At 52.4% G+C, this 22,410-nt stretch carries 22 protein-coding genes and 1 pseudogene; 3 read left to right on the top strand and 20 right to left on the bottom strand.

The genetic code is table 11. The features are described 5' to 3' along the window. Positions 1 to 51 precede the first annotated feature (51 nt). The 15 genes from ACLJPQ_RS06585 to flhD all read right to left on the bottom strand — a co-directional run bounded on the left by ACLJPQ_RS06585 (position 52) and on the right by flhD (position 15,673). Positions 52 to 1,191, bottom strand: a complete 1,140-nt coding sequence (locus ACLJPQ_RS06585; protein ID WP_000989908.1) for a glycoside hydrolase family 105 protein — start codon at positions 1,189 to 1,191, stop codon at positions 52 to 54. Positions 1,192 to 1,427: 236 nt separating this feature from the next. Continuing rightward, a complete protein-coding gene (gene flhe, locus ACLJPQ_RS06580; RefSeq protein ID WP_001233619.1) occupies positions 1,428 to 1,820 on the bottom strand; it encodes a flagellar protein FlhE in 393 nt (130 codons plus the stop codon). Continuing rightward, complete coding sequence (flhA, locus tag ACLJPQ_RS06575) at positions 1,820 to 3,898, bottom strand: flagellar biosynthesis protein FlhA (RefSeq protein WP_000002392.1); 2,079 nt, start codon at positions 3,896 to 3,898, stop codon at positions 1,820 to 1,822. The genes flhe and flhA overlap by 1 nt, the downstream gene beginning before the upstream one ends. Further along, a complete protein-coding gene (gene flhB, locus ACLJPQ_RS06570; protein ID WP_000797081.1) occupies positions 3,891 to 5,042 on the bottom strand; it encodes a flagellar biosynthesis protein FlhB in 1,152 nt (383 codons plus the stop codon). The genes flhA and flhB overlap by 8 nt, the downstream gene beginning before the upstream one ends. 193 nt (positions 5,043 to 5,235) lie before the next feature. Next, positions 5,236 to 5,880 (bottom strand): protein phosphatase CheZ, encoded by a 645-nt coding sequence (cheZ, locus tag ACLJPQ_RS06565; protein WP_000983586.1) that lies wholly within the window; start codon positions 5,878 to 5,880, stop codon positions 5,236 to 5,238. 10 nt (positions 5,881 to 5,890) lie between these two features. Beyond that, positions 5,891 to 6,280: a chemotaxis response regulator CheY gene (cheY, locus tag ACLJPQ_RS06560; protein WP_000763861.1), complete on the bottom strand. Its 390-nt coding sequence runs from the start codon at positions 6,278 to 6,280 to the stop codon at positions 5,891 to 5,893. Positions 6,281 to 6,297: 17 nt separating this feature from the next. After that, positions 6,298 to 7,347, bottom strand: coding sequence for a protein-glutamate methylesterase/protein glutamine deamidase (gene cheB, locus ACLJPQ_RS06555; protein WP_000036392.1), 1,050 nt, complete (start codon positions 7,345 to 7,347; stop codon positions 6,298 to 6,300). Next, positions 7,344 to 8,210, bottom strand: coding sequence for a protein-glutamate O-methyltransferase CheR (cheR, locus tag ACLJPQ_RS06550; protein WP_000204362.1), 867 nt, complete (start codon positions 8,208 to 8,210; stop codon positions 7,344 to 7,346). The genes cheB and cheR overlap by 4 nt, the downstream gene beginning before the upstream one ends. Before the next feature lie 160 nt (positions 8,211 to 8,370). After that, on the bottom strand, positions 8,371 to 10,032 hold the full coding sequence (tar, locus tag ACLJPQ_RS06545; protein WP_000483264.1) for a methyl-accepting chemotaxis protein II: 1,662 nt from the start codon (positions 10,030 to 10,032) through the stop codon (positions 8,371 to 8,373). Between the two features lie 236 nt (positions 10,033 to 10,268). After that, positions 10,269 to 10,772 (bottom strand): chemotaxis protein CheW, encoded by a 504-nt coding sequence (gene cheW / locus ACLJPQ_RS06540; protein ID WP_000147295.1) that lies wholly within the window; start codon positions 10,770 to 10,772, stop codon positions 10,269 to 10,271. 20 nt (positions 10,773 to 10,792) lie between these two features. Next, a complete protein-coding gene (gene cheA, locus ACLJPQ_RS06535; protein WP_000061302.1) occupies positions 10,793 to 12,808 on the bottom strand; it encodes a chemotaxis protein CheA in 2,016 nt (671 codons plus the stop codon). Between the two features lie 4 nt (positions 12,809 to 12,812). Continuing rightward, a complete protein-coding gene (motB, locus tag ACLJPQ_RS06530) occupies positions 12,813 to 13,742 on the bottom strand; it encodes a flagellar motor protein MotB (protein WP_000795653.1) in 930 nt (309 codons plus the stop codon). Continuing rightward, on the bottom strand, positions 13,739 to 14,626 hold the full coding sequence (gene motA / locus ACLJPQ_RS06525; protein ID WP_000906312.1) for a flagellar motor stator protein MotA: 888 nt from the start codon (positions 14,624 to 14,626) through the stop codon (positions 13,739 to 13,741). Before motA ends, motB begins: the two co-directional genes overlap by 4 nt. Positions 14,627 to 14,750: 124 nt before the next feature. Beyond that, positions 14,751 to 15,335 (bottom strand): flagellar transcriptional regulator FlhC, encoded by a 585-nt coding sequence (gene flhC / locus ACLJPQ_RS06520; RefSeq protein WP_000605987.1) that lies wholly within the window; start codon positions 15,333 to 15,335, stop codon positions 14,751 to 14,753. Beyond that, entirely contained in the window at positions 15,332 to 15,673 is a 342-nt protein-coding gene (gene flhD / locus ACLJPQ_RS06515; RefSeq protein ID WP_001518146.1) for a flagellar transcriptional regulator FlhD, read from the bottom strand. Before flhD ends, flhC begins: the two co-directional genes overlap by 4 nt. A gap of 682 nt (positions 15,674 to 16,355) precedes the next feature. Here flhD and ACLJPQ_RS06510 point away from each other — a divergent pair. Beyond that, positions 16,356 to 16,472 carry a hypothetical protein gene (locus tag ACLJPQ_RS06510; RefSeq protein ID WP_001617301.1) on the top strand — a complete coding sequence of 39 codons (117 nt, stop codon included), beginning with the start codon at positions 16,356 to 16,358 and terminating at the stop codon, positions 16,470 to 16,472. Beyond that, the gene (gene uspC, locus ACLJPQ_RS06505) at positions 16,469 to 16,897 is read left to right on the top strand and encodes a universal stress protein UspC (RefSeq protein ID WP_000122606.1); all 429 of its coding nucleotides are present in this window, start codon (positions 16,469 to 16,471) and stop codon (positions 16,895 to 16,897) included. Before ACLJPQ_RS06510 ends, uspC begins: the two co-directional genes overlap by 4 nt. A gap of 17 nt (positions 16,898 to 16,914) precedes the next feature. Here the strand turns inward: uspC and otsA are convergent, their stop codons facing one another. The 4 genes and pseudogenes from otsA to ACLJPQ_RS06485 all read right to left on the bottom strand — a co-directional run bounded on the left by otsA (position 16,915) and on the right by ACLJPQ_RS06485 (position 20,305). Continuing rightward, positions 16,915 to 18,336, bottom strand: coding sequence for an alpha,alpha-trehalose-phosphate synthase (otsA, locus tag ACLJPQ_RS06500; RefSeq protein WP_000089042.1), 1,422 nt, complete (start codon positions 18,334 to 18,336; stop codon positions 16,915 to 16,917). Continuing rightward, the gene (gene otsB, locus ACLJPQ_RS06495) at positions 18,311 to 19,114 is read right to left on the bottom strand and encodes a trehalose-phosphatase (protein WP_000830109.1); all 804 of its coding nucleotides are present in this window, start codon (positions 19,112 to 19,114) and stop codon (positions 18,311 to 18,313) included. Before otsB ends, otsA begins: the two co-directional genes overlap by 26 nt. A 222-nt stretch (positions 19,115 to 19,336) precedes the next feature. Continuing rightward, positions 19,337 to 19,519: pseudogene (gene araH, locus ACLJPQ_RS06490) on the bottom strand (L-arabinose ABC transporter permease AraH); the annotation flags it as partial. 228 nt (positions 19,520 to 19,747) lie between these two features. Continuing rightward, on the bottom strand, positions 19,748 to 20,305 hold the full coding sequence (locus ACLJPQ_RS06485; RefSeq protein WP_000754800.1) for a DJ-1/PfpI family protein: 558 nt from the start codon (positions 20,303 to 20,305) through the stop codon (positions 19,748 to 19,750). A 551-nt stretch (positions 20,306 to 20,856) separates the two neighbouring features. On the opposite strand from ACLJPQ_RS06485, the gene ACLJPQ_RS06480 reads away from it, so the two are divergent. Beyond that, a complete protein-coding gene (locus tag ACLJPQ_RS06480) occupies positions 20,857 to 21,360 on the top strand; it encodes a non-heme ferritin-like protein (RefSeq protein WP_000741707.1) in 504 nt (167 codons plus the stop codon). Positions 21,361 to 21,538: 178 nt separating this feature from the next. On the opposite strand, the gene ACLJPQ_RS06475 is transcribed toward ACLJPQ_RS06480, so the two are convergent. Continuing rightward, the gene (locus tag ACLJPQ_RS06475) at positions 21,539 to 22,177 is read right to left on the bottom strand and encodes an RpiB/LacA/LacB family sugar-phosphate isomerase (protein ID WP_000684804.1); all 639 of its coding nucleotides are present in this window, start codon (positions 22,175 to 22,177) and stop codon (positions 21,539 to 21,541) included. Positions 22,178 to 22,410: the final 233 nt, after the last annotated feature.

Genomic DNA, 22,410 nt, shown 5'->3' with positions numbered 1-22,410 from the left:
AAATAAGCAAAGCGCCATCAGACAAGGATACGACCGGAATATCTGCATACATCAGAAATAGTTACGCAGATATTCCGTCAAACACAGCATTGCCATCGCCTGCCCGTAAGGCATAGAGGTCAACGGAATATGACGGTAAAAATCGAGATCGTGGCCCATGCCAGTGCCAAATGACGTTTGCAGCAGTTCACCTTCCGGCGAGATATGTTTCACTATCCCCCGAATAGCTTTTTCCGCCACCTGCGCATAGTGCCGTTCGACATAGCGTTTGCGCACCGCTTTAAGAATACCGTAGGCAAAACCCGCCGTCGCCGACGCCTCAAGATAAGAGTGCGGATCGTCAAGCAGCGTATGCCACAAACCGCTTTCATCCTGACATTTCGCCAGCGCGGCGATCTGCGCATTCAGTACCTGGACCAGGTAACGGCGCACGGCATTATTTTCCGGCAAGTCCAGCAGTTCAAGAAAATCCGGGATCACAATGGTCAGCCAGCTGTTGCCGCGCGCCCAGCGAGCGTTAGCGAAGTTATGATGACCGTCATAGCTCCAGCCGTGGAACCACAGCCCCGTCTCTTTATCCATCAAATTTTGCACGTGTAGCAGGAACTGATAGGTTGCCTCTTCCACGTATTCCGGCCGGTTCAACAGTTTACCGATTTTCGCCAGCGGCAGCACCGTCATCATTAGCGTGTCGTCCCACATCTGCTGATGATTTTCCTCCGCCAGCGTGATGTGCTGCATTCCGCCGTGATCGGTACGGGGCATTTCATTCATCGCCCATTCGGCCCACGTTTCCAGCCACGGTAAATACGCTGGATTACGCGTCTCTTCATAGCGATACGCCAACGTTAAAAACGGCGCCATCGTATTAACGTTTTTCGTCGTCGCGCCTTCCGCAAAACGATCGGCAAACCAGTCATCAATGATCTTACGCATCGTCTGGTCGCCGGTCTGTTGGTAATAGTGATACATTCCGTACAGGCCCACGCCGTGCGTCCACTCCCATCCGGCCCAGCCTTTAGTATCGATCACGCGTCCGTCGTCCAGTCGCAATAAAAATTCGCCTGTCTCATCTTTAATATTGACCAGGTTATGCGTCACCTTTTGCACCAGGGCTTTTAGTTCATCTCTGGCGATAAAATGCTCAGGCTGACGCAATAGCGGACTGTGTTTGACTGGATAAACCATCATTTGCTTAACCTCTGTGTAATGTCGAATTCAGTGCTGCGTGCAGTTTTACCGCCGACGCAGTCGATTCGCTACAGTAAAAGCTAAGCTGGGCGGAAACCTTTTTGTTTCTGCCATTGCCAGAGCGTAAATGGCAAAAACACAAAGAGTTCGGCAACCTACCTCACTATTTTATAAAACGGCGTTTCTATTTATTCAAAAAGAGAGTCAGGTCTGCTACCTGGCAAAGAAAGGGGCGGTTAGCGGTAGTTCACAATCACCTGATTGCTCCGCACTTTTAACGCCGGGATAAGTCGGCCGCCGCCGGGGACTTCCCAGACAAAGCGGAGCGGCTCGACTGCGGGAACATGAGCAAAACCGTGGGTCGTGCCACTCTGACCATCAAGTTCTACGCAACGGGACTGGGAACATAAACGTACCCGTAAGCCCGCGGGAGTCGGGCCATTCAGTTCATAACGCCAGGCGACCAGTGTCATCACACCGGAAACCGGCTGACGCGCCGACAATGGCGAAGACGATGCGGAAACGCCCCGGTAATTTAAGGTTACGCCCATACCGCTATCCTGCCACGCGCCTTCGCCTGCGGCCTGAACCGTCAGGGGAAAGAGCAACAATGCCAGCCATTTACGCATTATTTTCCTCCAATGGTCGCCGTCATGCGGATATGACGGTTATCGGAAAGCTCAAGGTTCGACAACACCACCAGCTGCGGTAAACTGCGCCGCAAAAAGCGGGACAATAATGGACGTAGCGCATGGTTAACCAGTAATACCGGCGGCGCGCCAAGCATTTCCTGGCGAGAAAGCGCTTCTTGCGTCTGCGCCAGCAGGCGATCCGCCAACCCAGGCTCAAGTCCACCGCCGCCCTGCAATGCCTGAAGCAGCAAACGCTCCAGCGCGGTATCCAGGCCAATCACCTGCACTTCTTCATTACCGGGGAACCACTGTTGCGTAATCGCTCGCCCTAATGCCACGCGTACCACGGCGGTTAATTCATGCGGATCGCTTTGTAACGGCGCATGTTCCGCCAGCGTTTCCAGAATGGTGCGCATATCGCGAATAGGGACTTTTTCCGCCAGTAAGTTTTGCAGGACTTTGTGTAAAGTCGTGAGGGTCACGACGCCTGGGACCAGATCTTCCGTGAGTTTAGGCATCTCCTGAGAGACACGATCCAACAGTTGCTGCGCTTCCTGGCGGCCAAACAGTTCGGCGGAGAATTGGCCAATCAAGTGGTTAAGGTGCGTCGCCACAACGGTACTGGCTTCCACGACGGTAAAGCCCTGAATTTGCGCCTGCTCTTTCAGGGCGCTTTCAATCCAGATGGCATCAAGGCCAAAAGCTGGATCGACGGTTTTCTCGCCCGGTAGCGTTCCCGCCGCCGTGCCGGGGTTAATAGCCAGCCAACGTCCCGGATAGGCGTCCCCGCTGCCAATCTCTACCCCTTTCATCAAAATACGGTAGCGCGCAGGCTGTAAATCCATATTGTCGCGAATATGGACCACCGGCGGCAGGAACCCCATATCCTGCGCGAATTTTTTACGAATGCTGCGAATACGTCCGAGCAATTCGCCATCCTGTTGAAAATCCACCATCGGGATCAGGCGGTAACCCACTTCCATTCCCAGTGAATCCTCAAGCTGTACGTCATTCCAGGTGGCTTCGACCACCGAGTTATTTTCCGGCATTTTTACCGGCTGCGGCTCCTCTGGCGCTTTTTCTTCACGCCCGCGCAGCCACCATGCCAGGCCGAGCAAAGCGGCGGTAAAAAGTAAAAATACCAGGTTAGGCATTCCTGGCACCATGCCAAGCAGCCCCAGCACCGCCGCCGCCAGCAGCATCACCCTTGGATTACTGAACAGTTGGCCAACCATCTGCTCGCCTACATCCTGATCGGTACTGACGCGGGTCACAATGACGCCCGCCGCCGTGGAGATAACCAGCGCCGGGATCTGGGCGACCAGGCCGTCGCCAATGGTCAGCAGGGTGTAGCTTTCCGCCGCGCTGCCCATGCTCATTCCGTGCTGCAATACGCCGACCAGCAGCCCGCCGACCACGTTAATGACCATGATCAGAATACCGGCGATGGCGTCGCCGCGCACAAATTTACTTGCCCCGTCCATCGAGCCGTAGAAGTCGGCTTCCTGAGTGACTTCCGAACGCCGTTTTTTGGCCTCGTCTTCACCAATCAGACCGGCATTAAGATCGGCGTCAATCGCCATTTGCTTACCGGGCATACCGTCCAGCACAAAGCGCGCGCCGACTTCGGCAATACGTCCGGCGCCTTTGGTGATGACCATGAAGTTGATAATGACGAGGATGATAAAAACCACAATCCCGATCGCGAAGTTACCGCCGACCAGGAAATGACCGAACGCCTCCACCACCTTTCCCGCCGCCGCCGCGCCGGTATGCCCTTCCATCAAAATAATGCGCGTTGAGGCTACGTTAAGCGCCAGACGCAGTAGCGTGGTAAACAGCAGGATGGTCGGAAACGCGGCAAAATCCAGAGTGCGCTGGGTAAACATTGCCACCAGCAGCACCATGATCGATAGCGCAATATTAAAGGTAAACAATAAGTCGAGGATAAAAGCAGGCAGCGGCAGCACCATCATCGACAAAATCAGCAGAATGAGGATCGGCCCGGCAAGAATTTGCCATTGCGTCGATTTCAGGTTGCTGGGCAGGCGCAGCATCGCGACCAGATTAGCCATCAGTATTCTTCTCGTTCATAAAATCCAGCGCTTCTGGCACCGGAAGGTTCTCAGGTTGTGGAGGACGTTGCCCGCCCGCAAGCCGCCAGCGTTTAAGCTGCCAGACCCAGGCCAACACTTCCGCAACGGCAGCATATAACTGCCCGGGAATTTGCTGACCAATTTCGGCGTGGCGATATAGTGCCCGCGCCAGCGGCGGCGCTTCTAAAGTGGGAACCCGATGTTCAGCGCCGATCTCGCGAATGCGCAGCGCTATTAATCCAGCCCCCTTCGCGACCACTTTCGGCGCGCTCATTTTGTTTTCGTCATACTGCAGCGCCACGGAATAGTGCGTCGGGTTAGTGACAATGACGTCCGCTTTCGGCACATCTTCCATCATGCGGCGCTGCGCGGCGGCGCGTTGCATCTGGCGAATTTTGCCCTTAACATGCGGATCGCCTTCGCTCTCTTTAAATTCGTCGCGAATGTCCTGCCGCGACATGCGTAATTTTTTCAGGTGGCTAAAGATCTGGAAAAACACGTCAAATCCCACCATCGGAATCACGCCCAGTACCACCAGTAACGCGCAGAGTCCAACCAGATCCAGCGCATTCCCCATTGCGACGATCGGCGACTCCGCCATCAGGCGCATCATTTGCGGCCAGTGATGCCAGAGATAAAAGCCGGTAACGCAGCCGACCAGCGTGGATTTCAACACCGCTTTTAGCAGTTCCGCGCCGGTCTGCGCCGAAAACATGCGCTTAATTCCCGGCAGCGGGTTTAATTTAGAAAATTTTGGCTGTAGCGACTTACCGCTAAAAATCAGGCCGCCAAGCATAACCGGCGAGATAAGCGCCACCAGCACCACGCCCGCGATGAGCGGTAGCAGTGCCATCATCGCCGCTTTAATCAGCAAAATTATCTGCCCCAGGATCAGGTTAGGATCGTTCACCATACGGTGATCGAAGTGCAGGCCTGCTGAGAGCATTCCCGCCAGCTGCCGCGCTAACGACTCGCCGCCGAACCAAATAATACAAACGCCCACCAGCAATATCAGCAGTGAGGTCAGTTCTCTGGAACGGGGGATCTGCCCTTCTTCCCGCGCTTTTTCAAGTCGGTGGGGTGTGGGGGCTTCTGTTTTGTCGTCGTCGCTCTCTTCTGCCACGCAGGAAACCCTGGATAGATTGATAAGCGAGAATGATGCCAGAACCGCTTTACGCCAATGGGCAGAGTAAGCGGTAAAAAAGGCGGGGTTTATGGCGTTAATAGAGATAGCCGGATACGATAAGAAAGTATCGTATCCGGCCGGGTTGACGGATTCGGACCCGATAAGCGCAGCGCCATCAGGTCAAAAAAGCTTAAAAGCCAAGACTGTCCAGCAGGTCGTCCACCTGATCCTGACTGGCGACGACGCCAGCTTTCGAGGTATCCACCTGCGGGCCGTTGAGCAAGCTTTCGTTCTCGCGTTTTGGTCGCGCGCTCTGTTCCGGGATGTTTTCCAGCAGCACCATTAACAACTGGCGCTCAATCTCCTGAATCACGTCCATCATGCGTTTGATCACCTGACCCGTCAGATCCTGGAAATCCTGCGCCATCATGATGTCCAGCAGTTGCGCATTAGTAAAGCTGGTATGGCCCGGGACATCCCTGAGAAACTGGCGCGTATCCGTCACCAGTTCACGGGCGTCGGAAAGCTCGATCGGATTGTCAAACCACTCGTCCCAACGTTGGGTTAGCGCTTTCGCCTCTTTTTCCATCGCATCCTGATGCGGCTGCGAGGCTTCGACACTGTTTAGCGCGCGTTCCGCCGCCTGCGCCGTCATCTGGACGACATAATCCAGACGGTCGCGCGCATCAGGGATCGCCTCCGCCGCTTCGGCAATCGCCTGGTCCAGCCCCAGTTCACGCAGGCTGTCGCGCAGCATTCGGGTCAGACTACCGATGCGCGCAATGATGTCTCCTGCTGAGCCTTCATCAGCAGGCTTGATAGATGGTTGCATCATCATCGCATCCTCACATGCCCAGTTTCTCAAAGATTTTGTTGAGCTTCTCTTCCAGAGTCGCTGCGGTGAACGGTTTTACGACATAACCGCTGGCGCCAGCCTGTGCGGCGGCGATAATATTCTCTTTTTTGGCTTCCGCCGTGACCATCAACACGGGTAACGCCGACATGGCGCTATCGGCGCGAATGGTTTTCAGCAGCTCCAGGCCATCCATGTTCGGCATATTCCAGTCGGAGATAATAAAACCAAAGCCGCCCGCCTGGAGCTTGTTCAGTGCGTCGACGCCGTCTTCGGCCTCTTCCACATTGTTAAATCCAAGCTCTTTTAAGAGGTTGCGCACGATACGACGCATGGTCGAAAAGTCATCCACAACCAAAAATTTAAGCTCTTTATCCGCCATAAAATACTACTCCTGGTTCAAATACGTATCGCCTGTCCGGCACTGATTTTCGCCAGCATCTGCTGGCTTACCTGGCTAAGATCGACCACTTCGCTTACGCCACCCATATTGATGGCCTCGCGCGGCATGCCGAACACCACACAACTTGCTTCGTTTTGCGCAATGGTCCAGGCGCCAGCCTGGTACATCGCTAACATTCCAGCGGCGCCATCGTTGCCCATCCCCGTAAGAATGACGCCTACGGCGTTGCGCCCCGCGTGTTTCGCCACCGAATGAAACAGCACATCCACGGAAGGCCGATGCCGGTTTACCGGCGGGCCATCATGAATTTTGATTTGATAATTCGCCCCGCTACGCGCCAGCTCCATATGCTTGTCGCCGGGCGCAATGTAGGCATGACCTGGCAATACGCGTTCGCCGTCCTCGGCCTCCTTCACGCTGATTTGACAGAGTTTATTCAGACGCTCGGCAAACGAGCGGGTAAAGCCAGGCGGCATATGCTGCGTAATAATCACTGCCGGACTGGAAAGCGGCAGCGGTTGCAGCACATGTCGGATAGCTTCAGTACCGCCCGTTGAAGCGCCGATAGCAATCAGTTTTTCCGAACTGAGCAGCGGACCCGCTTTTAAGGTTGTCGGGGCCGCCATCGGTTTATGTGCGGCGATGCGGGCCCGCGCGGCGGTACGCACTTTTTCGGCGATCATCTCGCTATACGCCAGCATACCTTCACGAATGCCAAGCTGCGGTTTAGTGACAAAATCGATGGCCCCCAACTCCAGCGCCCGTAGCGTCACTTCGGAACCTTTCCCGGTCAGCGAAGAGACCATCACCACCGGCATCGGTCGCAGGCGCATCAGTTTTTCCAGAAAATCGAGGCCGTCCATACGCGGCATCTCAACGTCCAGGGTCAATACGTCCGGATTAAATTTTTTGATGAGATCCCTGGCGACCAACGGGTCCGGCGCAGTCGCCACCATCTCCATATCGCTATGGCTATTAATAATTTCAGTCATGATTTGGCGCATTAGCGCGGAATCATCAACTGACAATACCCTGATTTTACTCATGCTTTATCCTTACTTAGCGCATACACCGTCTGTCCGCGCAGGCTAAACTCGCGCACGAGGTTGCTAAAGTTTTCTGAGTGACCGGCAAACAACAGTCCGTCAGGTTTAAGGAGTGGAACAAAACGGCGCAGAATGTCCTCCTGAGTCGTTTTATCAAAATAGATCATGACGTTACGGCAAAAAATCGCGTCAAAGGGACCGGGTACGTTGTACTGCTTTTCCAACAAATTAACGGAGGAAAATTCAACATAATTGGCCAGTTCCTGACGCACGCGCACCAGTCCTTCATGCGGCCCCGTACCGCGCATGAAGTAACGTTGTAGCTGCTGCGGCGATAACGTTTTCAGTTCGCTGAGGCGATAAATACCGCTTCTCGCTTTTTCCAGCACTTCAGTATCAATATCGCTGGCGAATACTTTCCAGCGACCGGGGGCCATCCCTAACGCATCCGCCAGCGTAATGGCGATACTGTAAGGTTCTTCTCCTGTCGATGCCGCCGCACTCCAGACGCGATACTCGCCGTGGCGGCGACGCGCATGTTCCGCAAGGATGGGAAAATGGTGCGCCTCGCGAAAAAAAGCGGTCAGGTTGGTAGTCAGAGCGTTGATAAAAGCCTGCCACTCAGCGCTGTTTTGATTAGCCTCCAGCATACTGAGATAACGGCCAAAATCATCCAGTCCCAGGGCACGCAGCCGACGGACCAGGCGGTTATAAACCATATCCCGCTTATGGTCGGCCAGCACGATCCCTGCGCGCTGGTAGATTAATTGACATATCCGACGAAAATGCGCGTCGGACAGCGCGAGGCGCTGTGTCATCTGTAACAATACTGACGTTTGCCCGGAGGGCAGAGATGATGTCATAGCGCCTTCTTAATCACATTCAAAGTACAACGGGCGCGCCCTGCGGCAGCGCCATGCTTCCCGTATTACACATTTTTTGCTTTTATCTATGCGAACCAGACGAAAGGGATCGGCGGGTTCGCAAATTAATCGATAACCGACAGCACACAGCGCACGTCGATCAGAAGGTTTCCCAGTTCGCATCATCCCCGGCGGCTAAGGGCCGCGGCGTATTGCCGGACTGAGCGTCCGCTGATAAACGCATCTCAGGTTTATTTACCGCCAGCGGTCGCGATGCCAGGCGGAAAGCCGATACCGCCTGGGTCAGACGGCTGGCCTGCTCTTCCAGCGCGGCGGCGGCCGCTGCGGATTCCTGAACCAGCGAGGCGTTCTGTTGCGTTACGCGATCCATTTCGGAAACGGCCAAAGCGACCTGATCGATACCCCGGCTTTGCTCATCCGAGGCGGAGGCGATTTCGCCCATGATATCCGTGACGCGCGTAACGGCATTGACGATGTCAGTCATGGTTTCCCCGGCGCTTTCCACCAGCACTGAACCGGTATCGACACGCGAGACGGAATCTTCAATCAACGCTTTTATTTCTTTCGCCGCCTGGGCACTGCGGCTGGCCAGATTACGCACCTCGCCTGCCACGACCGCAAAACCGCGCCCCTGCTCTCCCGCGCGCGCCGCTTCTACCGCCGCGTTCAGCGCCAGAATGTTAGTCTGGAAGGCAATACCGTCGATAACGCTGATAATGTCAGCGATTTTTTTCGAACTGTCGGCAATTTCGTGCATAGTGTTTACTACGCCGTCGACCACTTTGCCGCCATGACGCGCGGTCTCGGAGGCGCTTTGCGCCAGTTGCGAAGCCTGACGGGCATTATCGGCGTTTTGCTTCACGGTGGCCGTCAGTTGTTCCATGCTGGCCGCCGTCTCCTCCAGAGCGGAGGCTTGTTGTTCGGTACGGGAAGAGAGGTCGGTATTACCGGCGGCAATTTCACTGGTGCCGGAATAAATCGCATCCGAACCTTCACGAACCTGCGTCACGGTGTCAATCAGCGAGCGTTGCATATGTTCAACCGTTCCCGCCAGTTCGCCAATTTCATTACGTCCTGAGACGGTGAGCGTTTTCGTCAGATCGCCGCTGGCAATTTCACGGATATGAGTAATCACTCGCGCTAATGGGTTAAGCAGGGCATGACGAATGCCGAACCAAACCACCATCAAAATCAGCACCAGCACGACCGCAAGCCCCCCCAGTTGCCATTGCGCAAAACGGTAGTCATGAGCGCTTTGATCAAATGTCTGGCGGTACAGGTTTTCGCTCACCCGGGCGTAATTGCCCAGCGCCTCGCCCAACGCGTTTTGCATTCCCTGGGTTGGCTGGGCGAAGTAGGCATCCATATTGCCATTGTCCAGAAACTGAATAAGTTCGGCTAATGCGGCCTGATAGCGCTGATATTTTTCATCGACGTTCGCGCTGGCCTCCGCCATCGCTGGCAATGGCGTCATGTTTTTGAAATTGGCGTAGTGCGCCGCCGCCTGTGCGAGGGTCGTTTTTGCATTTTGGAGTAAATCCGTTTTGGCGCTGCTCTGCTGGTTAGAAGCGTCCATCATCATGCGTGCGGCGGAGCGGCTCAGGTTAATGCGCGTTTGCAGCATTAAGTCCCATGTCGACGTGAGTTCGCTTTGTTGCTGACGTAATTCGTTAGAAATAACAAAACCTTGCTGGTTATGCTGTAATGAAGAAAACAGCAAACCACCGGAAACAAGCTGTAGCAGTGCGAAAACCCCCAGCACCATCATCAGCATTGTGACAACGCGGATACGGTTAAACATAAGGCACCTTCCTGATAACGAGTTATCAACGTTATCGGCACCTGCGGTGATAACTTTACTTTTGCAAAAAGGAAATACGCTGTTCCGGAAGACGATATTGACAATAACAGCGTCGCAGCGGCGATGTCGGCGCAAAATGCAGGGGCTGGGCGCGGGCGATGAAGAGGCACTCTCACCGCTGGCGGAAGCATAACGGTGAATATTGCCGAATGGCGCGACGCCATCCGGCAACGTTATTACGCGACGTGTGATGCTGCGATATCCAGCAGCGCCATCTCTTCGCTGTTAAGCAGTTTTTCGATATTCACCAGAATCAGCATACGCTCGCCGAGCGCGCCCAATCCCGTCAAATATTCTGTTGACAAGGTCACGGCAAATTCTGGCGCCGGACGGATCTGTTCCGCCGTTAACGACAGTACGTCAGACACGCCGTCTACCACTATCCCGACGACACGTTGCCCCAGATTCAGTACGATCACTACCGTATTGTCATCGTACTCAACGTCGCCTTCGCAGAATTTCACGCGCAGATCGACAATGGGGACAATCACGCCGCGCAGGTTAGTCACCCCTTTTATAAAGGCCGGTGTATTGGCGATGCGCGTCACCTGGTCATAGCCACGGATCTCCTGCACTTTCAGGATATCGATGCCGTACTCTTCATTTCCCAGTGTAAACACCAGGAATTCCTGACCTGACGGCTCGCCGGCCAGTTTGCTTACATTACTCATACCGGTCATATTATTCCCTTCTCACTCAATCAGGCGGCTGTGATCGCCATACGTTGTTCGCGGTTTAAACCCTGCAATGCGGAAACATCAACAATCAGCGCGACGCTGCCGTCGCCCAGGATCGTCGCGGCGGAAATCCCCGGTACCTTGCGATAATTGCTTTCCAGATTTTTGACCACCACCTGGTGCTGACCGATGAGCTGATCGACCAGCAGCGCGTAACGGCGTCCCGCGCTTTGCAGGATCACAACAATGCCCTGCGTGGCTTCGGTTTTCGCCCCGTCCACGTCAAACACTTTCCACAATTCGACCAGCGGCAAATACTCGCCGCGAACTTCCAGAACCCGTTCGCCGCCCGCCAGCGGATGAAGATCCTCTTCACGCGGTTGCAGCGACTCCATCACCGCATTTAACGGCAGGATAAAAACTTCCCCCGCCACGCGAACCGACATCCCATCGAGGATGGCCAGCGTCAGCGGCAGCAGAATACGAATCGTGGTGCCGGAGCCTTGTTTTGACTGGATCTCAACGTGACCGCCCATCTCCTGAATGTTACGTTTCACCACATCCATGCCAACGCCGCGACCGGAGACATCCGTGACCTGTTCCGCAGTTGAGAATCCCGGCGCGAAGATCAACATGCCTACTTCATCGTCGGTCATGTTTTCATTCACCGCCATCCCCTGCGACATGGCCTTCGCCAGGATACGCTCACGGTTAAGCCCCGCGCCGTCATCGGTCACTTCAATACAAATATTCCCGCCCTGATGTTCTGCGGAAAGAATCAGATTGCCGACAACATTTTTCCCCGCCTCAAGGCGTTTTTCCGGCATTTCAATCCCGTGGTCGAGACTGTTGCGCACCAGGTGCGTCAGCGGGTCGATAATGCGTTCGATCAGGCTTTTATCAAGTTCAGTGGAGCTCCCCACCAGCGTCAGCTCTACCTGCTTGCCCAGTTTGCCCGCTAAATCGCGTACCAGACGCGGGAAACGGCTGAAGACGTACTCCATAGGCATCATACGAATCGACATCACCGACTCTTGTAAGTCGCGGGCGTTACGTTGTAACTGACCCATACTGGTAATGAGATCGCCGTGGTTTACCGGGTCCAGCTCGTTAGAACGCTGGGCCAACATTGACTGGGTAATCACTAACTCGCCGACCAGGTTTATGAGCTGATCCACTTTCTCTACCGCCACGCGAATGCTGGTGGACTCGCGTTCACGCGCAGGTTTTTCACGCCCCGCATGATGTTCATGGGCCGCGCTTTTGGCGGCTGGCGCAACGACTGCCGGAGGCGCTACCGGCGCTACCTCGGTTTTCTCTTGCGCTTTTTCAACCGGCGCGGCGACCACTTTTTCAAAAGCGATCTGATCGGCCTCGATGACAAAACAGAGCACCGCGACAATGTCATCTTCCGCGACGCTGCCATCCAGAGTTGCCGACAGTGAATCCGCTCCCTTAACGACATCCGTCAGAGTAGCCAGATTGCCCAACTCTTCTTCAAGCAAATCGACCTCATTGGCTTTCAACCGTGAAAGTACAATGCGCAGTTTACTCTCGTCACGAGGCGATTCAGTTTCGGCTACGCTCTCTTCCTGGATCGCCGCGCTTAGTGCCGCGGTTTCTACGACCGCCGGCGTGGTTTCGCCTTTCGCCTCCAGCGCCAACTGGCGTAGCGCATTGCAGATATATTCGAAGCTTGCGGCATCCGGCTCTTCGGAGTTTTTATAGGCGTCGAGCTGTTCCTGCATAATATCTTTCGTTTCCAAAAACAGGTTGATAATGTCGGTATTGAGCTGCATTTCACCGCGTCGGGCTTCATCCAGCAGGTTTTCCATTAAATGTGTGGTTTCCTGCAGAATAGTGAAGCCGAATGTGCCCGCGCCGCCTTTAATGGAGTGCGCCGCGCGAAAAATGGCGTTCAGTTGTTCAGCGTCCGGGGATTCCGGCACCAAATCCAGCAGATGCTGCTCCATATCAGCCAACAGCTCGTCAGCTTCATCAAAAAATGTCTGATAAAAATCGCTAATATCCATGCTCACGCTATCACCTCGGTTCCGCTTTTGGCGATGTGGGTACGCTTGCCGGCGGGGCTGCCGCAGGCTGTTGTAATACACTTACCGGCTCATTCTGGCTTTCAGCGTTTTCATGCAAAATGGCCTGTTCCGCCTGTTTGTTTAACACCAGCAGGCTTATACGGCGGTTGATGGCGTCATCAGGACCGCGATCGCTCAGCCGCATCGTGGCGGCCATGCCAACCACCCGTAATACTTTTCCGTTATCCAGCCCGCCAGCGACCAGTTCGCGACGCGAGGCATTGGCGCGATCGGCGGATAACTCCCAGTTGCTATAGCCTTTTTCGCCGTTCGCGTAGGGAAAGTCATCGGTATGGCCGGCCAGGCTAATGCGATTAGGTATACCGTTTAACACTGGCGCAATCGCACGCAGGATATCGCGCATATACGGCTCAACTTCGGCGCTACCGGTTTTAAACATCGGGCGGTTCTGGCTGTCGATAATCTGGATGCGCAACCCCTCCTGAACTAAATCAATTTTCAGATGCGGACGTAACGCGCGCAGTTTGGGATCGGATTCGATCAGTTGATCCAGATCGCCGCGCAGTTTGTTTAACCGACTCTGCTCCATCCGTTTTTTCAGCTCGTCGATATTCGGCTGCTTTTCCACTTCACCCTGCTGTTGGGTGTAATCATCGCCGCCGCCTGGTATCGGGCTCTCGCTATTGGCAATCCGATTCCCCCCCGTTACCGCGGTGGCCAACGGCGTACGAAAATATTCGGCAATCTGAATTAATTCTTTAGGGCTGGAGATGGAAATCAGCCACATCACCAGAAAAAAAGCCATCATCGCCGTCATAAAATCGGCGTAGGCAATTTTCCAGGAACCGTGCGCCCCGCCGCCGTGCGGTTTGTGCCTGCGGCGTTTTACGACGACAATGGGATGAGCCTGATTTTTCATGCTTCCTCAGTCGTCTGCTGCTGGTTTGGGTTTCTCACTGCGCGAACGTGTTCTTCCAACTCAATAAATGATGGACGCTCACTGGAATAAAGCGTTTTACGTCCAAATTCCACGGCAATCGGCGGCGCATAGCCGTTCAGATTAGACAGCAGTGTAATTTTTACGCACTGCATCATCTTGGTGGTTTCGGCGCTCTTCTGGCGCAAAACGGTCGCTAACGGTGAAATGAATCCATAAGCCAGTAAAATACCGAGGAACGTACCTACCATGGCATGGGCAATCAGCGCCCCCAACTCCGCTGCCGGACGATCGGCTGAAGCCAGAGCGTGAACCACCCCCATTACCGCCGCGACGATACCAAAGGCAGGCAGCGAATCCCCCACCATCGCCAGACTGTTGGCCGGGACTTCCGCCTCGCTTTCATGGGTTTCAATCTCTTCATCCATCAACGCTTCAATTTCGAACGTATTCATGTTGCCGCTGATGATCAGGCGCAGATAATCGACAATAAAATCAAGCATTACCGCATCGGCCAGAATACGCGGATAACTGGCGAAGATTTCACTCTCTTTCGGATTTTCAATATCGCGTTCAAGGGAGAACATCCCCTGCTGGCGTGATTTGGCCATCAGGCGATAGAGCAACGCCAGCAAATCCATGTACATAGATTTTGTGTATTTCGAACGACGAAATAACAACGGGATCGCTTTCATCGTGCCTTTGATGGCCTTCCCGTTGTTGCCGACAATGAACGCCCCTATCCCCGCGCCGCCAATGATGACCAGTTCAGCAGGTTGATAGAGTGCCCCAAGGTGCCCGCCGGTCATGACATAACCGCCGAAAACTGTACCGATAACCACCAGGTAACCTAATAAGATAAGCACGACATCATCCTTCCGCTGTTGACTATGACAGGATGCGCAGTCGGGCGATTAACGCGAAGGCAAGGCAAAAAAAAGCAGCGGTAATGACTTACCGCTGCTGGAGTGTTTGTCCACACCGTTTCGGTTAAACAGCCTGTTCGATCTGTTCATCCAGCAGTTGTGGAATAATATCGGCAGCATCTCGGGAAAGTTTACGTCTTTTTACTGCGCGGGATGGCGGCTGGCATAAACTACACGCAAAGCTGCCTACGGGCTGATGCGCATGGGTAATAAAGTTCCCACCGCAGCAGTTACAGCTCGACAATTCAAGCAACCCACTTTCAACAAAACGCACCAGCGTCCATGCGCGAGTCAGCGCCAACAACGGCCCTTCAGGCGGTTGCGGACACTGCTCAAGATAAAGCCGATAAGCTTTAATCACCGCATCCACACCGCTGCATAAGCCGGTCTTCAGTAAAAATTGCCAGGCGTTGCAGAACATGGAGGCATGAATATTTTGCTCCCAGGTCATAAACCAGTCTGTCGAAAATGGCAGCATCCCTTTAGGCGGCGGGCTACCGCGTAATTCTTTGTACAGCCTGATGAGGCGACCACGGCTGAGCTGTGTTTCGCTTTCCAGCATTTGTAGACGAGCGCCAAGATTAATCAACTCCATCGCCAACTGGATATCGCGAGCTTCCTGAACAATGCTTTTTTCACTCATTATCATGCCCTTTTCTTACGCGCCGTATCGTCCACTTCATTGAGCAGACGCGTTGAAAGCATGATACCTGTGTGAATCTGCTGTAAATCATCGACGCGCGAATCCTGAGTCAAACGGGTGATCGTCTGATGATCGTCAAACCGGAAATGACAAACTAACTGGTTCGTCTCCGCCAGTTTGACCATCTGCGGCAGGGTCAACGCGCCCAGTGTGTTTGCCATCTCTTCGTTGATACCGAGGCGGAACATCGCAGATGCTTTGTCCTGGACGATCAAACGCTGTGCAAGGAGTAAATATGACAAATTGATGTCATAAATGTGTTTTAGCAACTCGGATGTATGCATTGTTCCCATCCAGAATAACCAACTTTATTTTTGTGCGACGTAGCCGCACCCCGTGATGTCGCCGGGAAGGCCCGGTAAAAGAAGCAAAAAGGTCAAATGCATAGCAGCGCTCAGGCATTGTGGACATTGTGACGTATAACGCAGCTTCCCACTGAGATTCGCCTTACACGTTTACATCAATTTTTACAAATGCCTAAGATTTTTCCTAATTCGACGCAACTCTACTCGTCAGCTTCGTGACATACAACGGAGCGGGACGGCGATTTTAGAAAATATGTGATGTAGATCACATAATTTAACGGAATACTTACGATAAAACCATCAGCATGGCTTTTACTTTGTTTAATTAATAACCTAATGTTCACTTTTTCTATTCCACACTGCTGAATAGGGGTACGTCAACACCAAATTCTTTTTTGTTTCTCTCTGTTAAAATAACGCCAGGATAATAGATAACAGGCTATTATTTCTATTTTAGAAACGATTTTATTTTACCTTTAGTAAACAGTGGCTTAAATATTAAACGTTATTAATTAATCTCGTCACAGCATACGCCCTCCGCTGTTAAAAATAAGCTCATTTGATTTAACTTTTAGCTTTCATTGTTCACCCGTTTAAATGAAGCATCCTGGTGGTGTGTAAAAAGTGTCTTATGCCACGATTCTTTACATAAGAATAATTAATGATTAATTATGATGTCCTTCACATTAATGTGGCATTAGCGCATTGCAGAAATGCGATAAACAGAGTAAAGCTAAAGCACAATCTCATATTCTTGCAATCAAGGAGCGAGTTATGAGCTACACCCATATTCTTGTCGCCGTTGCCGTCACCCCGGAAAGTCACCAGCTACTGGCTAAAGCGGTCTCTATCGCCCGCCCTGTTCAGGCGAAAGTAAGCCTGATTACTCTCGCTTCCGATCCTGAACTGTATAACCAGTTCGCCGCGCCCATGATGGAGGATTTACGCGCGGTTATGCATGAGGAAACCGAGAATTTTCTTAAGATGCTGGGGGAAAAGGCGGATTATCCGATTGAACAAACTTTCATCGCATCAGGTGAGTTAAGCCAGCATATTTTGGCTGTGTGCCGCAAACACCATGTTGATCTGGTCATTTGCGGCAACCATAACCACAGTTTCTTTTCGCGCGCGTCCTGCTCGGCAAAAAGTGTCGTCAGCGCCAGTCAGGTAGATGTGTTGCTGGTACCGTTAGCGGGCGACTAGTCGCCGCTCGCGATATTTCAGGCCAGCTTAGGGAACGTCGCCACGTTGTTCTGCTGCTGACGCTCAGGGCTACGCGGCGTGACCTCCTTTAGGTCATGAATAAAACGCTCCTGCCAGCGGTTAATGTCATTTTTAACGATCACGTCCAGCATTTCCGCATGGCGCGAAATACGCTCGGCAAGGGGCATCGTTAACGCACGATTGAGCGCCGCCGCCACGTCATCCCGATCGTAAGGATTGACGATTAACGCCGACGTCAGTTCATTCGCCGCGCCGGCAAACTGTGACAGTACCAGTACGCCAGGATTAGCGGGGTCCTGCGCGGCGACAAACTCTTTCGCCACCAGGTTCATCCCGTCACGCAACGGGGTGACGAGCCCGACGTCTGAATAACGGAATATCTTCATTAACAGTTTACGGTCGAAATGCTGATTCAGATAATAGAGCGGCGTCCAGCCCAATTGTCCATATTTCCCATTAATCCGGCCTGCTTCCGTCTCAAGCTGGTGGCGAATATCCTGATATGCCTGTACTTCGCCGCGTGACGTAGGCGCAATTTGGGTATAACGAATTTTTCCCCGATGCTGCGGGTAGTTTTCCAGTAGTGCTTCATACGCCAGAAAACGTTCCGGCAGCCCTTTCGAATAATCCAGCCGCTCAACGGAAAAAATATTCTTCACATTTTTCAGTTCCGCCTTGAGCTGCGCCAGTTTTGGCGGCAACGGCCCGGCAGCCTGTAGAGCAATCTCATCGGGCTCAATACCGATAGGATACACTTCTGTCTGGAAGTCTTTACCCCACGCGATATGCTGCTTGCCGCTGCGAGTCGTGACTCGCGTTTGACTCGAAAGGCTATCCAGAAAAGCCAGGCGATCATTTTCGGTCTGGAACCCTAGCAGATCAAAGTCACACAACTGCTCCAGCAGTTCATCATGCGGCGGTAAAGCGTTAAAAATCTCCGGGGTCGGGAATGGAATATGCAGGAAAAAACCAATTCGGTTGTTCACGCCGCGTTTACGCAGTTCGCTGGCAAATGGTAACAGGTGGTAGTCATGCACCCAAATGATGTCGTTCTCTTTAATGAGGGGCAATAACTTATCCGCTAATAACGCATTCACCCGCATATAGCCTTCCCATGCAGGACGCTGAAACTGTACCAGGTCCAGACGATAGTGGAACGCAGGCCAGAGAACCGCATTGGAAAATTGACAGTAATAATCTTCGTAATCTTGTTCACTCAGGTTAAACGATGCCCAGGTAATATTACCTTTTGTCACCTTTTTTAATGGCTCATCCTCGTTACCTGTCTCGCCACTCCAGCCGAACCACAACCCGCCAGCCGCTTTTAGCGCGCCAAGCACGCCAACGGCGAGGCCGCCGGCGCCGCCTTTATTATCCGGGGGGGCAATTCGATTAGATACTACGACTAAACGACTCATAGCCATCTCTCCTGTTATTCATTACTTGTTGTTCTTGTTGTGGATAATTGATTTGTTCCAGCCAGCGCCAGACATCGGGTACGCTTTCCAGCCGCCATGCCGCCTGGGTTGCCCCGACGCCCACTTTTACGGAAATTCCGCCAGCGTGATTCACCACGCCAAAGCCAGCCTCATCGGTCAAATCGTCGCCCACAAAAACGGGAATCCGTCCCGCAAAGGGCGCCTCCTGCATAAAGGCGGCAATCGCTTCGCCTTTATTAGTTCCCTTAGGTTTGATTTCCACAACACATTTACCAGGCTGCAACGCCAGTTGCGGCCAGTGCTGCGTAACGTGTTGCGCAAGCGCCAACAGCGCCGCTTCATGTTCCGGAGCCTGACGGTAGTGCAGCGCAAACGCCATCCCCTTCGTCTCCAGCTCCGTTCCGGGCAGCGCTGCAAGCGTCGAACGTAATAACGCCTCCACCTCACGGACTACCGCTTCAGGAAGGCGCACGATATGGGTTTTACCATTGATGTCACGACGCTCTGCCCCGTGAACGCCAGCGAGCGGAAAGCGAAAAGGCTTCGCCAAAGCATCCAGCTCAGTCATTGAACGCCCTGAAATCAATGCCAGTGCCCCTGCGTTGTGCGCCGCGAGACGGTCTAACAACTGAAGGATTTTATGCGGTACCACTACCTGATCGGGATGAGGCTTTATCTCTGCCAATGTGCCATCAAGGTCAAAAAAATACGCATAGTTCGCAGTGAGTTCGGGGGATACGGTTAACGGTTCTGCCACCCTGGTCTCCTCCTTATCATCATATTGAGATTCACAAACGGTCTCATTAGTCATGTAAGTATAGACAGTGTGACGCTGCTCGCCATTTAGAAAGACCATCGCCAGCCGGGGTAGCGGCTGGCGATGACGTGAAGCTATACTGTTTAGTTGAGTGTTAATTCATCAAATCGTACGCTTCGCTTTTTGCTTATAATGGTCGAAAATAACTGCTGCCAAAAGGATTCAGCCGCGAACCACGTACTGTGCAAAAGGTGAAATGTTGAGCAGGTTCATCGCGTTCTCCACCGTTCCTGATATCAGTACGCTCGCCACCACATATGAGATTTTTCCGAGGCCGCCTCTCAGGAAAACGCCCCCTAATACGCACGCAGAAATAACGATTAACTCATAACCCAGGGAATTCATTGACCTGCTTTAGCGTTTTTTATGTAGGGTAAAATCAAACGATTCTTGTTAGAGAAGACGTAAAACGGTGCACTGTCTTTCATTCATTAGATAAATGCTGATGGCGGGAATAGTTTTAGCGGAAAATGACATAACCCAGAGCGAATTCATCAGCCAAAAGGCAGGAAAGCCAGCACATTAATCCATAACATCAGCCAGCTAATCCTTATGGCCCTGGGTGAATAACGATTACCAGGGATAATAGATATGTTCAGCCTGTTCGCGAACCGGCGCATCGTCTCCCAGCAGTCTGGCGGAAAGGGTTAGCGCGAAATCAAAGACATGACCCAAGCCTTTGCCGCTAATTAAATTACCATCTTCAACAACGGGCGCATCCACATAGACACCTTCCGGAACCGCTTTCCACAGGTCGCCGGAACAGACATAACGACGCCCCTTCAGCAATCCGTGAGCACCCAGCACCCTTGCCGCCGCGGAACAGATAGGACAAATTAATTTGCCTGCCGCATCATGACGCGCAACGAAAGCGATCACCGCCGGATTAGCCGCCAGATTAGCGCTCCCCTGCGGACCGCCCGGCAGCACTACCGCATCGAAAAGCGCCTGCTGGCGTTCACTCAGCGTGCTGTCCGCAACCATAGGAATATCATGGTAACTCACCACCGCCCGTGATTCAGCACACGCCAGCGTTTCGACGTCGATATGCAAACGTCGCAGAATATCAAGAGTAACAATGGCCTCTGCTTCTTCAAATCCTGGTGCCAACAGCACCGCGACCTTTTTCATTGACTGCTCCTTGTTAACGAGTCACCCATCAAAACTGCGCTCAACCGAATAACGTGCTCGTATGATTAATGACATTAAAAATGATCTACCGCAAAATCGGCTAGTTTATAAAAACAGGCATATTTGCTCTCAACCGTTTATGCGTGTGATATCCAGACTGACTAATGTTTATTTTATTGAAATTACCATACTTGAAAGACACACCTCATGATCTGAAACAATGTTTCATAAACCAGAAAATCCATATAATATCATTTAAATTTCAAACAGTTGCAATCTTTCCACACTCAAAATCATTACACCTGAAAAAATCACACCGCTGAAAATGTAAAAAAAGATAAACAATTGCATTTAAGGATTTTCTTATTTTTATTGACGCGCTATTCTCATTACCGATCGATAAACAGGAAATGAGATCGCATAAGGGACTGGCGGAACGGAGTTCTTCTGCTAAGAGTATTTATTGTGCATAGAGGTAAGAATGTGACAACGGCCCGTTGCATTCTCGTCTGTCATGCACATCAACACTTTCTGGAAATAAGGATATTGTTATGGCAGCTGTAGGAATGGTTCAAAAGCTCAACACGCCAATGAACCTTGAGTTTTACGCATCAAATCTTTACCTCCATCTAAGCGAATGGTGTTCTGAACACAGTTTAACAGGCACCGCTACCTTTCTTCGTACCCAGGCGCAAGGCAACGTGACGCAAATGATGCGCATGTTTAATTTTATGAAAAACGCCGGCGCCACCCCTATCGTTAAAGCCATTGACGTTCCGGGTGAAGAGCTCTGCTCTCTGGAAGAATTGTTCCAGAAAACCCTGGAGGATTATCAGCAACGCGCCAGCACGCTGTCGCGTCTGGCAGATGAAGCGAAAGCGCTGAATGATGCCTCAACGCTTGATTTTCTCCATACCCTGGAAAAAGAGCAGCAGCAGGATGGCGTACTTTTACAAACTATTCTCGAAGAAGTTCGCAGCGCTAAACGAGCAGGGCTATGCCTGGCGCAAACCGATCAGCATCTCCTTAACGTCGTGACCTATCAGCATCACTGATAGCGGCACCCCGAGCGACAATATTGAGACGTTATTAGCCGGATAGCAACGCGAAGCAGCTTATCCGGCCTACACCGTTTCTGATCTGTTTGCCAGAGGTGGCGCCTGTCGCTACTGGCGTATTATCGGCACATCATGCCAGCCGACAGGCGCGAAACGCCTCTGTCTTGTCCGGGCATTACCCCAGCATCTCACGTACAAACGCTTCTATTTCTTTATTCTGGCCGTTTTCAAACAAACATTGCTGGAAACGCGGCCCTGAAACCGCCGTTTTAACCAGTTCAGGATCGATAGCCCGTAGTGTATCCAGATAATTCTCTTTGACGACCGCGGCCTTAACCTGGTTCAAAATGCCCGCATTGCGTACCTGCGGCGCTTTGCGCTCAGGCGGATACCCCTCGCCTTTACGCCCGGTAAACGCTTTTTCAAAGATGAAACGCACGTTCAGCTCAGCGCCCCAGCCAAAGCCTTTCGCAAATGGCAGGGACAACGCATTGCCGTTGTTGATCTGCGCAAACAGAAAAGCATCTGCCGGATCGATGCAATAGCCACAAATGACACCTGGATGAATATTTAACGACATCAGCGCGCCCTGACCGGTGCCACAGCCAGTAACCACAAAATCAACCGCGTTTGCATTAAGCAGAATACTCGCCATGATGCCTAAATGAATGTACGTCAGGTGATGGTCATTTTCGTCGCACATGCCGACGTTAAAAACGGGAAATCCCTTTTCATTGGCGACGGCGCTAAGTTCGTTATAAATGATGGCATTTTTGCTGGCCTGGCTATTTTCCATCATCAGTGCAATTTTCATCGTGTTCCTCCTGAATGCAGACGGTCGCGTCTGCGTAAATCATGACGTTTTGCCCACACTACACACTTAAGAACACGCATTCAAATTTAATGAAACCAAGTTTCATTAAATGAAGAGGCGCTCACACATTTTCTGTTCCCGCTGTAAATCTCCTGCCGTTACCTTTAATCAAGGCGAATCCGTAAGTTATTCCAGCCATTGACGGTGCAAGACACGAGGTAGCATGGTCTGAT

The organism is Salmonella sp. SAL04213 (genome assembly GCF_046550535.1).
GTDB classification, from domain to species: Bacteria; Pseudomonadota; Gammaproteobacteria; order Enterobacterales; family Enterobacteriaceae; genus Salmonella; species Salmonella enterica.
This window is presented reverse-complemented; position numbering and strand designations above follow the sequence as displayed.

Excerpts from the sequence above, each read along its gene's own strand:
- ACLJPQ_RS06585 (WP_000989908.1), bottom strand. The coding sequence starts at position 1,191 with ATGATGGTTTATCCAGTCAAACACAGTCCGCTATTGCGTCAGCCTGAG.
- tar (WP_000483264.1), bottom strand. The coding sequence starts at position 10,032 with ATGTTTAACCGTATCCGCGTTGTCACAATGCTGATGATGGTGCTGGGG.
- cheR (WP_000204362.1), bottom strand. The coding sequence starts at position 8,210 with ATGACATCATCTCTGCCCTCCGGGCAAACGTCAGTATTGTTACAGATG.
- flhC (WP_000605987.1), bottom strand. The coding sequence starts at position 15,335 with ATGATAATGAGTGAAAAAAGCATTGTTCAGGAAGCTCGCGATATCCAG.
- motB (WP_000795653.1), bottom strand. The coding sequence starts at position 13,742 with ATGAAAAATCAGGCTCATCCCATTGTCGTCGTAAAACGCCGCAGGCAC.
- ACLJPQ_RS06475 (WP_000684804.1), bottom strand. The coding sequence starts at position 22,177 with ATGAAAATTGCACTGATGATGGAAAATAGCCAGGCCAGCAAAAATGCC.
- flhA (WP_000002392.1), bottom strand. The coding sequence starts at position 3,898 with ATGGCTAATCTGGTCGCGATGCTGCGCCTGCCCAGCAACCTGAAATCG.
- flhe (WP_001233619.1), bottom strand. The coding sequence starts at position 1,820 with ATGCGTAAATGGCTGGCATTGTTGCTCTTTCCCCTGACGGTTCAGGCC.
- otsA (WP_000089042.1), bottom strand. The coding sequence starts at position 18,336 with ATGAGTCGTTTAGTCGTAGTATCTAATCGAATTGCCCCCCCGGATAAT.
- flhD (WP_001518146.1), bottom strand. The coding sequence starts at position 15,673 with ATGCATACATCCGAGTTGCTAAAACACATTTATGACATCAATTTGTCA.
- ACLJPQ_RS06480 (WP_000741707.1), top strand. The coding sequence starts at position 20,857 with ATGGCAGCTGTAGGAATGGTTCAAAAGCTCAACACGCCAATGAACCTT.
- cheW (WP_000147295.1), bottom strand. The coding sequence starts at position 10,772 with ATGACCGGTATGAGTAATGTAAGCAAACTGGCCGGCGAGCCGTCAGGT.
- ACLJPQ_RS06485 (WP_000754800.1), bottom strand. The coding sequence starts at position 20,305 with ATGAAAAAGGTCGCGGTGCTGTTGGCACCAGGATTTGAAGAAGCAGAG.
- cheZ (WP_000983586.1), bottom strand. The coding sequence starts at position 5,880 with ATGATGCAACCATCTATCAAGCCTGCTGATGAAGGCTCAGCAGGAGAC.
- cheY (WP_000763861.1), bottom strand. The coding sequence starts at position 6,280 with ATGGCGGATAAAGAGCTTAAATTTTTGGTTGTGGATGACTTTTCGACC.
- ACLJPQ_RS06510 (WP_001617301.1), top strand. The coding sequence starts at position 16,356 with ATGATTAATTATGATGTCCTTCACATTAATGTGGCATTAGCGCATTGC.
- cheB (WP_000036392.1), bottom strand. The coding sequence starts at position 7,347 with ATGAGTAAAATCAGGGTATTGTCAGTTGATGATTCCGCGCTAATGCGC.
- uspC (WP_000122606.1), top strand. The coding sequence starts at position 16,469 with ATGAGCTACACCCATATTCTTGTCGCCGTTGCCGTCACCCCGGAAAGT.